Source organism: Hydrogenophaga sp. A37 (assembly GCF_002001205.1).
Classification (GTDB): Bacteria; Pseudomonadota; Gammaproteobacteria; order Burkholderiales; family Burkholderiaceae_C; genus Hydrogenophaga.
This window is the reverse complement of the sequence record NZ_MUNZ01000047.1, coordinates 1-13,365: the sequence shown is the minus strand read 5'-3', so window position 1 is coordinate 13,365 and position 13,365 is coordinate 1. Positions and strand designations below refer to the sequence as shown.

10 protein-coding genes are annotated in these 13,365 nt (G+C 64.4%); all 10 read right to left on the bottom strand.

Annotated features, from left to right (window positions below; all coding sequences use genetic code 11):
- Positions 1-524: DnaJ domain-containing protein (locus B0E41_RS01100; protein WP_143433608.1), on the bottom strand; the 524-nt coding region annotated here is incomplete at its 3' end.
- Positions 525-559: 35 nt separating this feature from the next.
- On the bottom strand, positions 560-2,911 hold the full coding sequence (locus tag B0E41_RS01095) for a polysaccharide biosynthesis tyrosine autokinase (RefSeq protein ID WP_077327901.1): 2,352 nt from the start codon (positions 2,909-2,911) through the stop codon (positions 560-562).
- Positions 2,912-3,091: 180 nt separating this feature from the next.
- On the bottom strand, positions 3,092-5,095 hold the full coding sequence (locus tag B0E41_RS01090) for a hypothetical protein (RefSeq protein WP_143433607.1): 2,004 nt from the start codon (positions 5,093-5,095) through the stop codon (positions 3,092-3,094).
- A 55-nt stretch (positions 5,096-5,150) separates the two neighbouring features.
- A complete protein-coding gene (locus B0E41_RS01085) occupies positions 5,151-6,389 on the bottom strand; it encodes a polysaccharide pyruvyl transferase family protein (protein ID WP_077327897.1) in 1,239 nt (412 codons plus the stop codon).
- On the bottom strand, positions 6,390-7,655 hold the full coding sequence (locus tag B0E41_RS01080) for a glycosyltransferase family 4 protein (RefSeq protein ID WP_171984628.1): 1,266 nt from the start codon (positions 7,653-7,655) through the stop codon (positions 6,390-6,392). It abuts the gene before it with no gap.
- Between the two features lie 22 nt (positions 7,656-7,677).
- Positions 7,678-8,592, bottom strand: a complete 915-nt coding sequence (locus tag B0E41_RS01075) for a glycosyltransferase family 2 protein (RefSeq protein ID WP_077327893.1) — start codon at positions 8,590-8,592, stop codon at positions 7,678-7,680.
- A 68-nt stretch (positions 8,593-8,660) separates the two neighbouring features.
- Positions 8,661-9,917: an oligosaccharide flippase family protein gene (locus B0E41_RS01070; protein WP_171984627.1), complete on the bottom strand. Its 1,257-nt coding sequence runs from the start codon at positions 9,915-9,917 to the stop codon at positions 8,661-8,663.
- Between the two features lie 127 nt (positions 9,918-10,044).
- The gene (locus B0E41_RS01065) at positions 10,045-11,463 is read right to left on the bottom strand and encodes a hypothetical protein (RefSeq protein WP_077327887.1); all 1,419 of its coding nucleotides are present in this window, start codon (positions 11,461-11,463) and stop codon (positions 10,045-10,047) included.
- The gene (locus B0E41_RS01060) at positions 11,460-12,590 is read right to left on the bottom strand and encodes a glycosyltransferase (RefSeq protein ID WP_077327884.1); all 1,131 of its coding nucleotides are present in this window, start codon (positions 12,588-12,590) and stop codon (positions 11,460-11,462) included. The genes B0E41_RS01065 and B0E41_RS01060 overlap by 4 nt, the downstream gene beginning before the upstream one ends.
- The coding region (locus B0E41_RS01055) for a cupin domain-containing protein (RefSeq protein WP_143433606.1) at positions 12,587-13,365 on the bottom strand (779 nt) is incomplete at its 5' end. The genes B0E41_RS01060 and B0E41_RS01055, both read right to left, overlap by 4 nt.

Here is a 13,365-nt window from a genome sequence, read left to right as displayed (position 1 = left end):
CCCCAACCCGCCGCGAAGACCGCGCCCTGGAACCTGATTGGCGAAGGCGACGCCTGCACCAGGGAGGCGTCGTAGAGGTGACGTTGCACCGGCGACGACAGCACATCGTTGGCGAAGTTGATGCGGGAGGCCGCGTCGGACGGCCAGGCCTCGTCCGCTGAGGCGAAGTCCGGGTGGGCCAGCCGGATCATCATGCGGTAGTGATCGCGCAGCATCGCGGGTGGGGAGGCTGCCGTCAGGCCCAGCAGGGTGTAGTGGTCCGTGCCGGGGCGAAGCATCACGGTGCGCACAAAATACCGCGCCGCTCGCCGCGTTTCCAGCGCATGGGCCTCGCTGCCGGGCGACAGGCCATCCACGGTCCGGTCCGAAGCCAGCTGCAGCACGGTGCCCACCTGCTCGAACAGCAAGGCGGGCTCGCGCCGGGCCACCGCGTAGCGACCCGGCCTCTGCTCGAAATCCAGTAATGCCTCCTGCACGCGACATGGCAGTGGGTTCGCAGCGATGGGTGCTGGGGCGAGGACCATGGGATGTGCCTGGGGTGTGCCTGAAAGCGTCAGCGCTATGACGCCCGCGCGCCCTGTGTCCCCGTCAGCAGACTGGCCCCCGACTTGGTGGGCGGGTTGCCGTAGCCGTAGTAGGACTCGAAGGCATCGTCGTTCGTGTGCTCGGTGCGTGCATGGGTCAGCACCACGCCCATCGGTGCCAGCCCGGCGTTGCGCAGGCGCCGCAGGGCGTCCTTGATGCTCTTCTTCTTGGTGCTGGAGGCCTTCACGGTGAACACGATGTGCTGGACCTGGTTGCCCAGCACGATGGCATCTGCGATGCCCAGCAGCGGCGGCCCGTCAATGATCAGCTGGTTGAAGCCGAGCGTCTGTGCGTGGTCGAGCAAGCCCCTCAGCTTGGGCCCCATCAGCAGTTCCACCGGGTCCGGCGGCGTGGGCCCTGCCAGCAACACACCCAGGTTGGGCACCACGGTCTTCAGGATCAGGTCTTCGGCGGTCGCCTCGCCTGTCAGCAGGGTGGACAAGCCCCGTTCATTGGGCAGGCCCAGCGCCTTGTGGACCGACGCGAGGCGCATGTCGGCGTCGATCAGCAAGACCTTCTGGCCCAGTTGCGCAAAGTTGATCGCCAGCGCCAGGGCGGACGTGGTCTTGCCTTCGTTCTTGCCGCAGCTCGTGACCATGAGAAGTCGCGGTGCGCCTTCCGGGGTGGAGAACTGGAGCGCGGTGCGCATGGATCGGTAGGATTCCGAAAAACCGCTGCGGGGCTCCGAGTGGGCGAGCAAGCCCAGCGACTGCATGGCCAGGCCCCGGGGTTTTTTGGTGGCCGGAATCCAGCCCAGCAGCGGCAGGGCAAAGAGGCGTTCCACCTCGTCTTCGTGCTTGATCGAATCGTCCATCTGTTCCCGCAGAATCGCCGCCAGCACGCCGGCCAGCAGGCCGAGCATCAGCCCCACGGCGAGGTTGATCGCCGGGCGCGGTCTGAAGGGAAACAGCGCGGACTCCGCGGCGTCCACCACCGAGATGTTGTTGGTGTTCAGGCCCCCGGTCACGCTGACTTCTTTCAGCCGCTGCAACAGGCTGTCATAGACCTGCCGGTTGGTGTCGAGCTCGCGTTGCAGCAGGTTCAAATCGACGCTGCGGTCTTGCACCGTCAGCACCTCGTTGCGCGAGGCCGCCACGCGGGAACGCAGCAGCGATTCCTGCTTCCTCGCGGCATCGTACTGACCCTTGATCGAGGCCAGGATGGTCTGCACCTCGGCGTCGATGCGCTTTTGCAGTTCCCCGATCTGCGCCTTGGCCTGCAGCATGGCCGGGAATTCCGGCTTGAACACGGCCAGGTTCTTGGCGTACTCGGCTTCCAGCCGGGCGCGCTGTTCCTTGTAGGCCTGGATCGCCTGGTTCTCGAGCACCCCGGGGGCGCTCTCGGGCCGCATGCTCACCTCGTTGTACTGCGCCTCGGCCTTGATCCGGTCTTGCTCGGCCTTGGCCAGCGCGGCAGAGAAGTCGACGTAGTTCTGCGTGGTGGCGCTGGTCTGGTCGCCCAGGTTCAGGATTTCGTTGCGCTTGGCGTACTGGTTGATCACCCTTTCGCTCTGTTCCAGTTTGGCCTTGGTCAGCTGGATCTGTTCTTCGAGAAACTGCCGGGCATAGGCCGAGGTCTCCAGCTTGCGCTCCAGGTTCATCGCGATGAAGGTCTTTGCGATCTGGTTGGCGATGCGCGCCGCCAGCTCGCCGTCCTTGTTCACGACCTGCACCTCCACCAGCCGCGAGTTGCGCAGGGGCTCGACGTTGACCGAATCGTTGAAGGCGTTGATCGTGTCGTTGCGGCTGAGGCGGTCCACGTCCTTCACGGCAGGGGTGAACAGCTGGTTGAAGTTGCTGCGCAGCGTCTCGACGAAATCGAGACCGGTCTTGGACTCGGGGGCTGCCGGTGCCTCGGGCGCCGGCGCGGCGGAAGGGGTGTCACCCTGCCCCTGGCCATCGACCGGTTTGTACAGACCCATCTCGTCAACCACCCGCAGCGCCAGAGAACGGCTTTTGAGCAGTTCGATCTGTGTGCGCAGCAGCAACTGGTCGGACGCGGTGCCCTGGTCGAGTTCCACCTCGGTGTTGAATCCCACGACCTTCTGGGCGCTGCGGTCGATCTGGATCAGGGTGGTCGACCGGTACATCGGCGTGATGCGCAGGGTGTAGACCGAAGCGGCCGCCAGACAGAGCAGGGTGATGCCAGCGATCATCCATTTGTGTTTGGCGATGGCCCGGAAGATCTCTTTGAGATTGACATCGTCTCCGGGCGTGGCATCGGCTTCTTCACGCGCTTGTTGGTTGGCCTGCAGCATGCGCGCCTGCTGCAGGGTCAGCGCCGTGGTGTGCGGCGGGCCTTTGGGGGAGAGTGAGTTGGACGACATGGTGTGGGTGATCTAAGAGCGAAACCAGGAAGAATCAGCGTGACCGCAGGTGTGGTGCTGCCGCGCTGGACGAGGTCGGCCCCGGACCGGGCTGGAAAGACCAGGCAAGCCCTGAGAGGCTGAGCCATGGCGATGGCTCACAGGTCGAAAAGAGTGGGCTCTGCGTGTGCGCATGGCTGTTTACTCCTTGTTCACCGAAACGCTCCGGATGCTGTAGTTGCTGTGTTGGGTGGTGTCCGAATCAAAGGAAAAATGAAATCCGAACTTGCCCACGAACTGGGGGTCGTCGATGGACCAGCTCAAGGTGCTCCATTCGTTGTGGGACGGCAGCGTGTTCCAGCCCACGCTTTTCATGCCGCTGCGGCTTTCATATTTCAGCTTGAAGCCGGCCGCGCTCGCCGAATTGCGCCGCACCACAGCGGTGATGCGCACCGGCTGGCTGGTGTAGGACAGAAAATTCGGATCCACGGTGAACGCGGTGATGGCCCGCGGGCTCGCGTCCAGCGCCATCTCGCCGCCGACCTCCCGCAACACGGGGGGCTGCACGAGGTGCAGTCCCCGCTCGCCCGTCCAGCCGCCCGGTGCTTTGAGGTCGATGCTCTTGGCCCTGGAATGGTCGCCGTTCCAGGGGAACGGCCGGGCCCGGTTGGCAGTGGCCTGGGTGGTCCACGCCGTTTCCGTGGTGGGGAAAACGACCATGGTGGGGACCTCTGTCAGCGTCAGTGACGAGGCCGTGCGCACGCCGCCCGCCAAGGGGTCGATCACGCTGGCACCGGCCGGCAGGGTGATGTTTCGGTCGCTGCCCGGTCCCGCCCACGCGACCACCACCAAGCCTTGGGGGCCTTCAAACAGAAAGGCGTGGTGCAGCCCATTGAGCAACAGCCAGCCCCGGTAGCGCGGACGCTGGCCCAGATGAACAATCAGGGACTCCAGGGCGAGGTAGGCCGGGCGCTTTCTGCCGTTGGGGCCAATCAGGCCGAAGGGACCGGAGTCACCGTCGAGGGGCTCAAACCAGTGCACGCGGGCCGCCCCCTGGGCCAGGCCCATGGTGTAGATCTTCAAGAGCTGGCTGGCCTGCGCCCGCTCGTCGTTCTTGGCGTCCACGGGTTGGCCTATCTCGGTGAAGTACACCGGGACCTGGGCGCGCTCGGGATTGCGCGCCTGCAGCATCTTGCGAATGGTCGGCACGATGCTCATGTACTGGGCCTCGAAGCCCCGGGGGATCAGGTCCGCCGTTTCGTAGGGATGCACCGTGACGAAATCAAATTTGTCTTTGGCGCCGGAGAGCAGGGCCCGGTCCAGGTAGTTCAGGTTGACGCTCTGTGCGCTCAGCCCCACCTTCACGGACGGGTCCACGCCCTTGGCCGCGTCGTGCGCCAGGGCGACCATGCGTCCATAGACTTCGGGCGGCGTGTTCGGCGTGAAATTGGGCGGTTCATTCCAGATTTCCCAATGGCTGGTGATGCCTTTGAATGCCTGGACCCGTTCCCGGACGTATTGCTGCCACGCCTCGGGGTTGGCCGGATCGCGGTACTCAAGGATGCCGCTGAACTGAACGGCCCTGGCGCCCCCCTGCGGCAGCTGGGCGGCGTTCAGCGTGGGGCTGAACCCCCGGATCCAGCCCACGCCGGACGCGGCCATCGGCCCCATCCAGAGCGACAGCCGTTTCGAAGAAGCGTTGGACGGCGCGACGCCAAACGGGTTGTCGACGAGGGGTGCTGCTGGTCCCTGCGCTGCGCTGCCAGGAAGCGGCGCATCGCTCGCGCCAAAGGCCGGCCCGTGGGCACGGAGCGTGGCCAGGGACACGACCACCAGGGTGCCGGAGATCAGGATCGCAGGGAGGGGCTTGGTGCTGAACCGCTGGCGAAACGCGGACGGGACAAGGCCTCTGAAGGGACGGCGAATGTCAAAGCCGTTCATGGTCGAGACCACCATGGACGTGGCCCATGCCAAACCGGCACCCACCAGATCGGCCAGAAAGTCGAACCACGATGGTTGAAACTGGGGGTGCGACATCTGATAGATCTCGATGACCGCGCCCAGCAAGGCGGCCAGCATGAACGAAACGCCTTTGCCTGCCGGCAGGCCCTTTCTGAACACCCACCACGCGGCAAAAAAACAGAAAAAGTGGGCCAGCTTGTCCCAGTGGGCGTACCAGGGCCGGATGCTTTGCACCTGGGCCATGAAAAGGATGGCCAGAAAGAGACCCGCCGCCCTCACCGGAGGGCCGGTCAAGACCTTAGCGGTTGAGATGTTCGTGCGCATGGCGTTGCTGTTGTTGACCGATCAATGCACCCAGCTGATGCACCGATTGCAAAGACCGTTGGGCGAAGGCCCGGGAAGACAGGTCGGCTGAGGGGTTCAAACCCGGCAGCAGCATGTCCAGCACCGACGCCCCCGACGATTCGGCGATGTTGGCGATGGCCCCGGGCCGCTTCACTTCGCTCAAAAAAGCGCCGACCTTCTTGTCCCACTCGAGTGCCACAAAGGGTTTGTCGTAGGAAAACGCGGCAATGATGGCGTGAAGCCGGAAGGCCACGATGCCCGAACACGTGGCGATGAATTGGCAGAGATCGGTGGGCGACTGGATGCGGTCCGACGCATCGGAGAACCACGCCTGTGTTTCGGCGTCTTCACCGACGCTGCGGCTCAGTTGCTTCGCAAATGCGCGATCTTCCGGGCTGCCGTTGGTGAAGACGGCGACCTGAAACCCGCGCGCGCCGAGTTCGGCGAACAGGGTCAGGTAAAAATCGAAGAGCACCTGGTCGTCCATCGAAGACAGCCCGTGGTATTTGAGCTCGGACGGGCTCATCACCCCGACACCGATGCGGCGCACCCCGTCGGGCAACGGGGGGTTCTTCGCCTCGGGCGGCATGGCGAGCGCGGCGAAAACCCCCGGGTCCAGCACCGTGACGATGTCGCGCTTCGAGGGGCTCAGCGCTTGCTCGAGCAACCGGGCGGACCGCGCGTCCCGCACGGAAATGAACCTCAGGTCGCAGGCGTTGAGGGCCTCCAGAAACAACCTCCGGCCGGTGGGTGACCAGTCATCGGAGACGCCCACGCCATAGAGGTACACCGGCAGCCGCAGCCGGGCCGCTGCCATCAGGGCGCAGTGGATTTTCTTGGGGAAGTTCAGGTCCTGGTCCGCGAGCAGGTTGCCGCCGCCCAGGATGACCGCGTCCAGGCCCACCATCTTGCGGAGGTAGAAAGGCTTCAGCCGGAACTGGACCAGCAGGCTGAGGAAGAGCCGGGAAGCGAAGCCGAGAGCGAAGGTCGGCAACATCGCACGGATGGCGTTGAAGCGCTGTTTGGACTTCAAGCCCTGGGAGAAACTTTCCCGACCCGCCAGATCGATGAAGCGCGCCTCAATGGCTGCAGCCGAGGACGTCAGCCCGTACCGAAGGCACTCGGCGATCAGCCCGTCGCCCAGATTGGGGCTGTAGGCCACGTTCAGAATCCCTGCCTTGAGCTGTGTCATCTAGTGCACCCCCACGCGGCTGCGTTCGTCGAGCATGGCGCCGTACAGGGACAGCAACGAGTCTGCCCAGGTGCTGGTGGTGTTGGCCACCTCCCGCCAATGGGCATGACCGTTTTCGCTCATCGCCCGAACGAGTTCGTCGGAGCCGTTGAGGTCGGCCATGATCTGACCCAGTGTGTCCACCTCGCCCGGCGACACCGTCGTCCCGGCATGCATGCGGACGATGTCCGCCGCCACCGCGGAGCTCTTTGAAACCACCACCGGAATGCCACTGGCGATGGCTTCGATCGCGACCAGTCCGAAGGTTTCCCTGAGTCGGGACGGCATGATGACGGCGCGCGCATTGTGCAGGTGTTCGACGATGCCTTTGCGGTCTTGCCAGCCGGTGAACTCGACGTGGGGATATTGGGCCTTGAGCGGCTCCAGCAGCGGCCCGTCGCCGATGACCTTGGCCTTCACTTGCGCGAGATGCGCCGCGGCGAGAAAGGTGTCCACGCCTTTCTCGGGCACCAGCCGGCCGATGAACAGAAACGCCGCGTTGGACTCGGCCGGGATCCGGGTGCTGGTGAAAGGGACCACCGGATTGGGGATGGTGAACACGGTGTTGTCCAGGCTGCCGCTGCGAATGAAGTAGGGACGCATGGCATCGTGCGGGAGCGCGATCTTGAACTTGGAGTCCTTCAGGTTGAACCACTGGTTCTTGACGCCGTGCCTCGCCATGCGCCAGACCTTCTGCGCATAGCTGCGCTGGTCGCAGTTGGACAGCAGGCAGCGCACCTGGTTGGGCAGAAGCCCACATTCCTTCATCTGGGGGTAGTTGATGAAGGCCCCATTGGGACAGGCGGGGAAATAGTCGTGGGCATGCACCAGGGTGCGGTCTGACACCTTCTCGAGCGCCTGAAAAATCGAGGGCGAAAAAATCTTGCTCCAGCCATGCAGGTGGTAGATGGTGTAGGGCGTGTCGTGGGTGCCGATCCAGTTCGTCACGAATTGCTGTGCCACCGAGTTGTAGAGTCCATTGACCGCATTTTTCAGCGGCGTGGCGGGATTGATGGCCGAGCCATTGATGCCGAGGCATTGGATCTTTCGATCAGGAAACCCCGCGGCATGGCCGTGATCGCCGCAGATGAACGTCACGTGGACGCCCCGCGACGCCATCAGGTTGGCGTTCTCGATGGCCAGGGACGATGCGCCGCCCTTGGCAGACGAGAAGTCATTGAGGATGACCAGTCGCATGGTGCTCCGCATGGCGGTTTCGTTCATCATTTCGGGATTCTCTTGCGCTGCTTTACTTGAGGCCAATGACATTGGTCGGATGACACTGGCCGAGAAACAAATCTTTGATGGCCATGAAATTGCCTTTCAGCCGCCCGGTGTAGTCGCGGGATTGGTTTCGAAACAGGGCGTTCTTACCGTTGGACAGCATGTTGCGCAGCAGGGTTCGGCTGCCTTTCCTGACCGGGAGCGTCCTTTTTTTGATCAGGTACAGGGGGTTGGCGATCTGGGAGTAGCCGAACCGCACGCCACTGGTGCGTCCCGACGACGTGCCCATGTGCACGCCCTTGCATTCGGGGATGTGCCGCAGGGCGCCCTTCTGACTGGCCTTGACCGAATAGTCGACGTCTTCCAGCCAGCCGTAGTACGGGAGGTCTGGATCAAACCGGTCGGTGCCGGCCACCGTGCCCCGGTACGCCATGTTGCAGCCGTACAGATCGGGCACGTCGCGTCGGGGGCCGGACCAGGTGTGCACCATGGGCGGCAGGCGGGATTCGATGAAATCCAGCGCCTGTGATTCCGGAATCGGGTCGCCCGTGATGCCGTCCGCCAGCACCGTCCCACCCACGCCGACCAGCTGTGGATCGCCGAGGAGCGCGTCCTTGCAATGGGCGATCCAGTCGGGCGCCAGCCGGAAGTCGTCATCGAAAAAGACGACGAACCAGTTGCTGGGGTCTTGCCCCCGGGTCATGGATGACAGGAGGTCCAACCCGGCGTTGCGCTGCTTGGTGAGGCCCGCCTCCGAGAGCACCACCGAGACCGTTCCGGCCTGGTACCGGGGGTGGGTGTCCAGCCCGGCCACGTCAGCGGGTTCGCTGCCGACAAAAATGATGTGCTCGATCGGGCAGGTCTGCCCGTGGAGTGAGCTCAGAACCCCCTTCGCGATGGATGCTCTCCCCTTGGTGGCAATGACGACATAGGCATTCATGACGGTTCCTGAAGTCTGTGTATCAAATGAGGACGAAGACGAAGACGAAGACGAGACGGTGGATGGGCTCATCGATGGACGGACAGGAACCGCTGCAGGATGCCGTTCCGCCATGCAAACACCAGCAGCAGCGCCAGGGTGATCGAGTCCCCGATGATCCGCGCGTAGGCGGCCCCCATGGCCTGGTGGGTGTTGCCCATGAACACGAGTGAGCCGATGCCGATCGCCGAACCGGTGATGACCACGGCGGCCAGCGTGCGTTCTTTGTGCTGGGGGATGAACAGGTAGGCGCCCAGCACGATGATGGCGGCGTTGATGGGGAACACCACCGACAGCAGCTTCAGCAATTCGGCGGTGGCCTCGAACCCGGGGCCGAAGATCAGCGACACGATGGGCGAGGCGAACCAATGGCTGGTGGCGGCGCCCAGCGTGGCCACCAGCAGCAGCAGGGCACCGATCCTTCGGGACAGCTGGTACGCCCCGTCGCCGCCGGTCTTGAACAGGGCGGTGATCTTCGGGATGAAGATGTGGCCCATGGGCGTCATGATGCTGATCCCCGCCGCGACCAGCCGGTCCGCAGCGCCGTAGGCGCCCACCATGTCCGCGCTGGCGTACAGGCCCAGGAGGTAGGTCAATGCCGCCCCGACAAAAATCGCGTTGCTGATGTACAGGAACAGGTAACCCGAAGACCGGATCAGCTGCAGGCCCGCGCGCCACTGGATGAGCCGGTGGAGACTGAATTCACCGCGGCACGACCAGTAGGCGATGGCCGTGACCATGAGCGCGGACAGCAGCATCAGGAAGATCGCCAGATCGGCGTCCGTCGGCGAGCGCACCAGCGTCAGGATGAGCGACAGGTTGAACACGAACCCGATCACTTCGAGACGCACGGTGGTGCGGGGGCGGTGGGTGCCGGTGTAGTACCAGCCCAGGTTGAACGCCGAGACCACACCCATGGCCATGGCCGCGTAGGCGGCCCAGCGGTTGGCCAGCAAGATGGGCGACAGGTGGATGGCGATCAGCGCCCCCGGGATCACCAGCAGCGCGAGCCACAGCCGGGCGGTGAACTGCGCGCCAAAAATGTCGGCGTGGCCGGAGGACGACGCGATGGCGCGGGTGCCGGCCGGCGCAAGCCCCCAGCTGTTGAAGATCCAGGCGAGGTTCATCAGGGACAGCGCCGACAGCATCACGGCATACCCCTCCATGCCCAGGATCCGTCCATAGAACGGAATCAGCACCAGCAGGTAGATGTAGCGCAGGGAGTAGGCCGCGTAGACGAACGCGAAGTCCAGTGACGACCGGGTGGCGATCGGGTTGGCGCTCACTGGACCACCCTCCGTGCTGCGCACTGCGGGGCTGAGCGCCTTCGGAACGGCCGGGCGGCGCTCACTGGAGTACCTTCGCCCTGCGGGCTGCGGTGCGAGCTGGCTTGGGAACGGCCCGGCGCGGCGCTCATCTCGCCCCCTGTGGCAGGGCTTCCAGCTTCAGCTCGCTGGACCGCGCCGGGTACTTGGCGACCAGGCCCAGTTTGATCCCGAGCAGGTAGGCCAGGGCCAAGCCGAAGTCGGCCGTCGTGCCCACCAGAAGCAGGTTGACAAAGGGAGGGATGAAGGCAAAGACCAGCCCGTGCTGAAGGGACTTGAACCTGGGCGAGCGGTAGTAGTTCCAGCGACCCAACAAGGCCTTCAGCAGGAACGCCATGAAAAAGAGACCGCCGAGCACGCCGGTGTTGCTGAACAGGGCCGCCAGGAAGCTGGAGGTGCGGGTGCCCCCCACGCCCACACCCAGACCGTAGGTGTCTTGCAGGGCCTGCAGGCTGACGGTGGTCCACAGCGTCCGTTCTTCGTACGAGTGGGACTCTTTCTTGTACAGAATCATGTGGCTGAAGATGTCGGAGAGCTCACTCAGCAGCCTGGGCTGGAACGACAGGTAGATCGCCACGAGCGACAGCACGCAGCACCACAGCAGCGCGGTTTTCGTGAGCGGTGTCTTGCGAATGGCCACGTCGTTCCACAGCCAGTCCACGACCACCAGCACCATGAAGATGCCCACGCACACGATGGCGGCCGACGACGTGGAGAGCAGGGCCATCAGCACCAGAGCGAACACCAGACCGATGTTCTTGACGTAGCCCATCCGGTCTTTGTGAATCGCCAGGCGCAGGAAATAGAGCAGGGACAGAAAGAAGACGCACACCGCACCGTAGGAAGAGGCCTCCGGCGTCAGCCCCACGGTTCGTTTGTTGCCGAACACCTCGTTGGCCGAGAGCAGGGCATATGAAGCGGTTCTGAACGGCTCCAGCAGGGGGTCCAGATTGACAAAATTGCTGGCGTAGTCAAGAGCCCCCGTGATCACCGTGATGCTGGCGCCCCACCGGATGGGGCCGAGCAAATCGGCCATGTTGAAATTCTTGTGGGTCAGCCTGACGAAGCAGAACACGGCGAAGACCGAGATCGAGAGGTAGGTCAGCTGGGAAAAATTCTGGGTGGTGGGGTGAAGCAACTCTTCAACGATCATGTCCGACGACCGGATGGGAAAGATGGTCACTTCGCTTTCAAAGATCCGGGGCATCAACAGCGTCGCTGCACAAGCCACCATCCAGAAAGCCGAGAGGTACACCGTGCCGTTTTTCGACAGGGCAATGACCGCCAGCGCGCTGCGGTCCTCCCGGTTCAGCATCAGTCGGGTGGCGATGAGCAGGGCGATGATGGGCGTCGGTGTCAGGGTGAGGCCGCCGGTCAGTTCGGTGGGAATCACCGCCAGCGCGCCGAAGGGGATCGATCCAAAGAAGATGTTGAGACCGGTTTTGGGTTTGCCGATCAGCACCTGCGCCGCCAGCACCCAGAACAGTCCGATGACCAGGGCGTTCATGGTGTGAAGGGGGCGGTTGCGGCGGCCGTCTGGGTCGCGAGCGCGCGCTCCACGGCCTGAAGGAATCGGCGCTGGAAGATGGCCCGGTCGAAGCCCGCCGCGTGGTCGCGCAGCGTCTCCACATCAAACCGCTGCGGCCCGGCTTCAAACTCGTGGATCGCGGCTTTCAGCGCGCTGTTGCTCTGCTCGTCGAACAGGATGCCGGTCTTGCCGTGCACGATGGTGTCGAGCGCGCCGCCCTTGCCGTAGGCGATCACGGGGGCGCCACTCGCCATGGCCTCCACGGGCACGATGCCGAAATCTTCCAGGCCGGGGAACACCAGGGCCTTGCAGGTTTCGAGCTTCTCCTTGACGACGCTGAAGGCCTGCCGCCCCAGCAGTTGCACGTTGGGGCCGGCAATGGCCTTGAGGCGGTCAAGCAGCTCGCCCTCGCCGATCACCACCAGCGGCAACCCCAGCTGGTTGAACACCTCCACCACCATGTCGGCCCGCTTGTACGGCACGAGCTGGCCCAGGCAGAGATAGAAGTCGCCGCGCTCGCGGCGGTGGTCGAACGCCGTCACGTTCACCGGCGGGAAGACGACCTCGGCATCGCGCCGGTAGAACTTGCGGATGCGCGAGGCCACGAAGCTGGAGTTGGCGACGAAATGGTCCACACGGTCGGCCGAGGCCCGGTCCCAGACCCGCAACCAGTGCGCCACCCAGGGGAACAGCGTGCGCACGAGCCGGCCCGCGCCTTTGAGGTAGACGGGGTACATGTCCCACACGTAGCGCATGGGCGAGTGGCAGTAGCAGACGTGCAGCGCGTCCGGCCGGGTGATCACCCCCTTGGCCGGTCCCGACTCGCTGCTGATCACCAGGTCGTATTCGGAGAGATCGAGCTGCTCCAGCGCCACCGGCATCAGGGGCAGGTACTTCTGGTAGTGCCGCGCGGCGCCCGGCAAGCGGGCGATGAACGTGGTGATGATCCGGCCCTTGAACCGCTCACCCAGGGTCTGGCGCACCAGCGGTTCGTCGCAGACGTGCACAAACAGGTCGGCCTCGGGGTAGAGCTCGGCGATGGCGGCCACCACAGCCTCCCCGCCGCGGTTGCTGAGCCACCAGTAGTGAATGATGGCGACCTTCATGGGGTGATGGGCGCCCGCACCGGGGGTTCTGGCGATGTGGCCTGGCTCGCGGTGGCGCGCCCGTAGGTGTCTTCGAAACGCACGATGTCGTCTTCGCCCAGGTAGCTGCCCGACTGCACCTCGATCATTTCGAGTTCCATCTTGCCGGGGTTGTGCAGGCGGTGGAGCTCGCCCACCGGAATGTAGGTGGACTGGTTCTCCGAGAGCAGGAAGATGTCCTTGCCGCGCGTGACCTCGGCCGTGCCTTTGACCACGACCCAGTGTTCGGCGCGGTGGTGGTGCATCTGCAGGCTGAGGCTCGCGCCGGGCTTGACGCCGATGCGCTTGACCTGAAAACGTTCACCGAGGTCGATGCTGTCGTACCAGCCCCAGGGGCGGGCCACCTTGCGGTGGGTGATGGCCTCGGCGCATTGCTGGTCTTGCAAGCGGGTGACGATGTCCTTGACCTGCTCGACGCAGTCTTTGTGGGCCACGAGCAGGGCGTCGGGCGTGTCGATGATCAGCAGGTCTTGCGTGCCGAGCGCGACCACGGGGCGGTGGGGTGCGTGGATGAAGGTGTTGCGCGACTTGTGGGTCAGTCCGTGGCCATGCACGCGGTTGTCATCGGCGTCGGCCGGGGTGAGTTCGGCCACGGCGTTCCAGCTGCCCACGTCGTTCCATGCGCCCGGGTAGGGCACCACGGACACGTTGTCGTGGTGTTCCATGACGGCGTAGTCGATGCTCTGCGAACGGCAGGCGGCGAACTCGGGGGCCGTGGGGGTGATCCACTGCGGCG

Coding starts and splice junctions, on each gene's coding strand:
- B0E41_RS01095 (WP_077327901.1), bottom strand. CDS start 2,911: ATGTCGTCCAACTCACTCTCCCCCAAAGGCCCGCCGCACACCACGGCG.
- B0E41_RS01090 (WP_143433607.1), bottom strand. CDS start 5,095: ATGGCCCAGGTGCAAAGCATCCGGCCCTGGTACGCCCACTGGGACAAG.
- B0E41_RS01085 (WP_077327897.1), bottom strand. CDS start 6,389: ATGACACAGCTCAAGGCAGGGATTCTGAACGTGGCCTACAGCCCCAAT.
- B0E41_RS01080 (WP_171984628.1), bottom strand. CDS start 7,655: ATGATGAACGAAACCGCCATGCGGAGCACCATGCGACTGGTCATCCTC.
- B0E41_RS01075 (WP_077327893.1), bottom strand. CDS start 8,592: ATGAATGCCTATGTCGTCATTGCCACCAAGGGGAGAGCATCCATCGCG.
- B0E41_RS01065 (WP_077327887.1), bottom strand. CDS start 11,463: ATGAACGCCCTGGTCATCGGACTGTTCTGGGTGCTGGCGGCGCAGGTG.
- B0E41_RS01060 (WP_077327884.1), bottom strand. CDS start 12,590: ATGAAGGTCGCCATCATTCACTACTGGTGGCTCAGCAACCGCGGCGGG.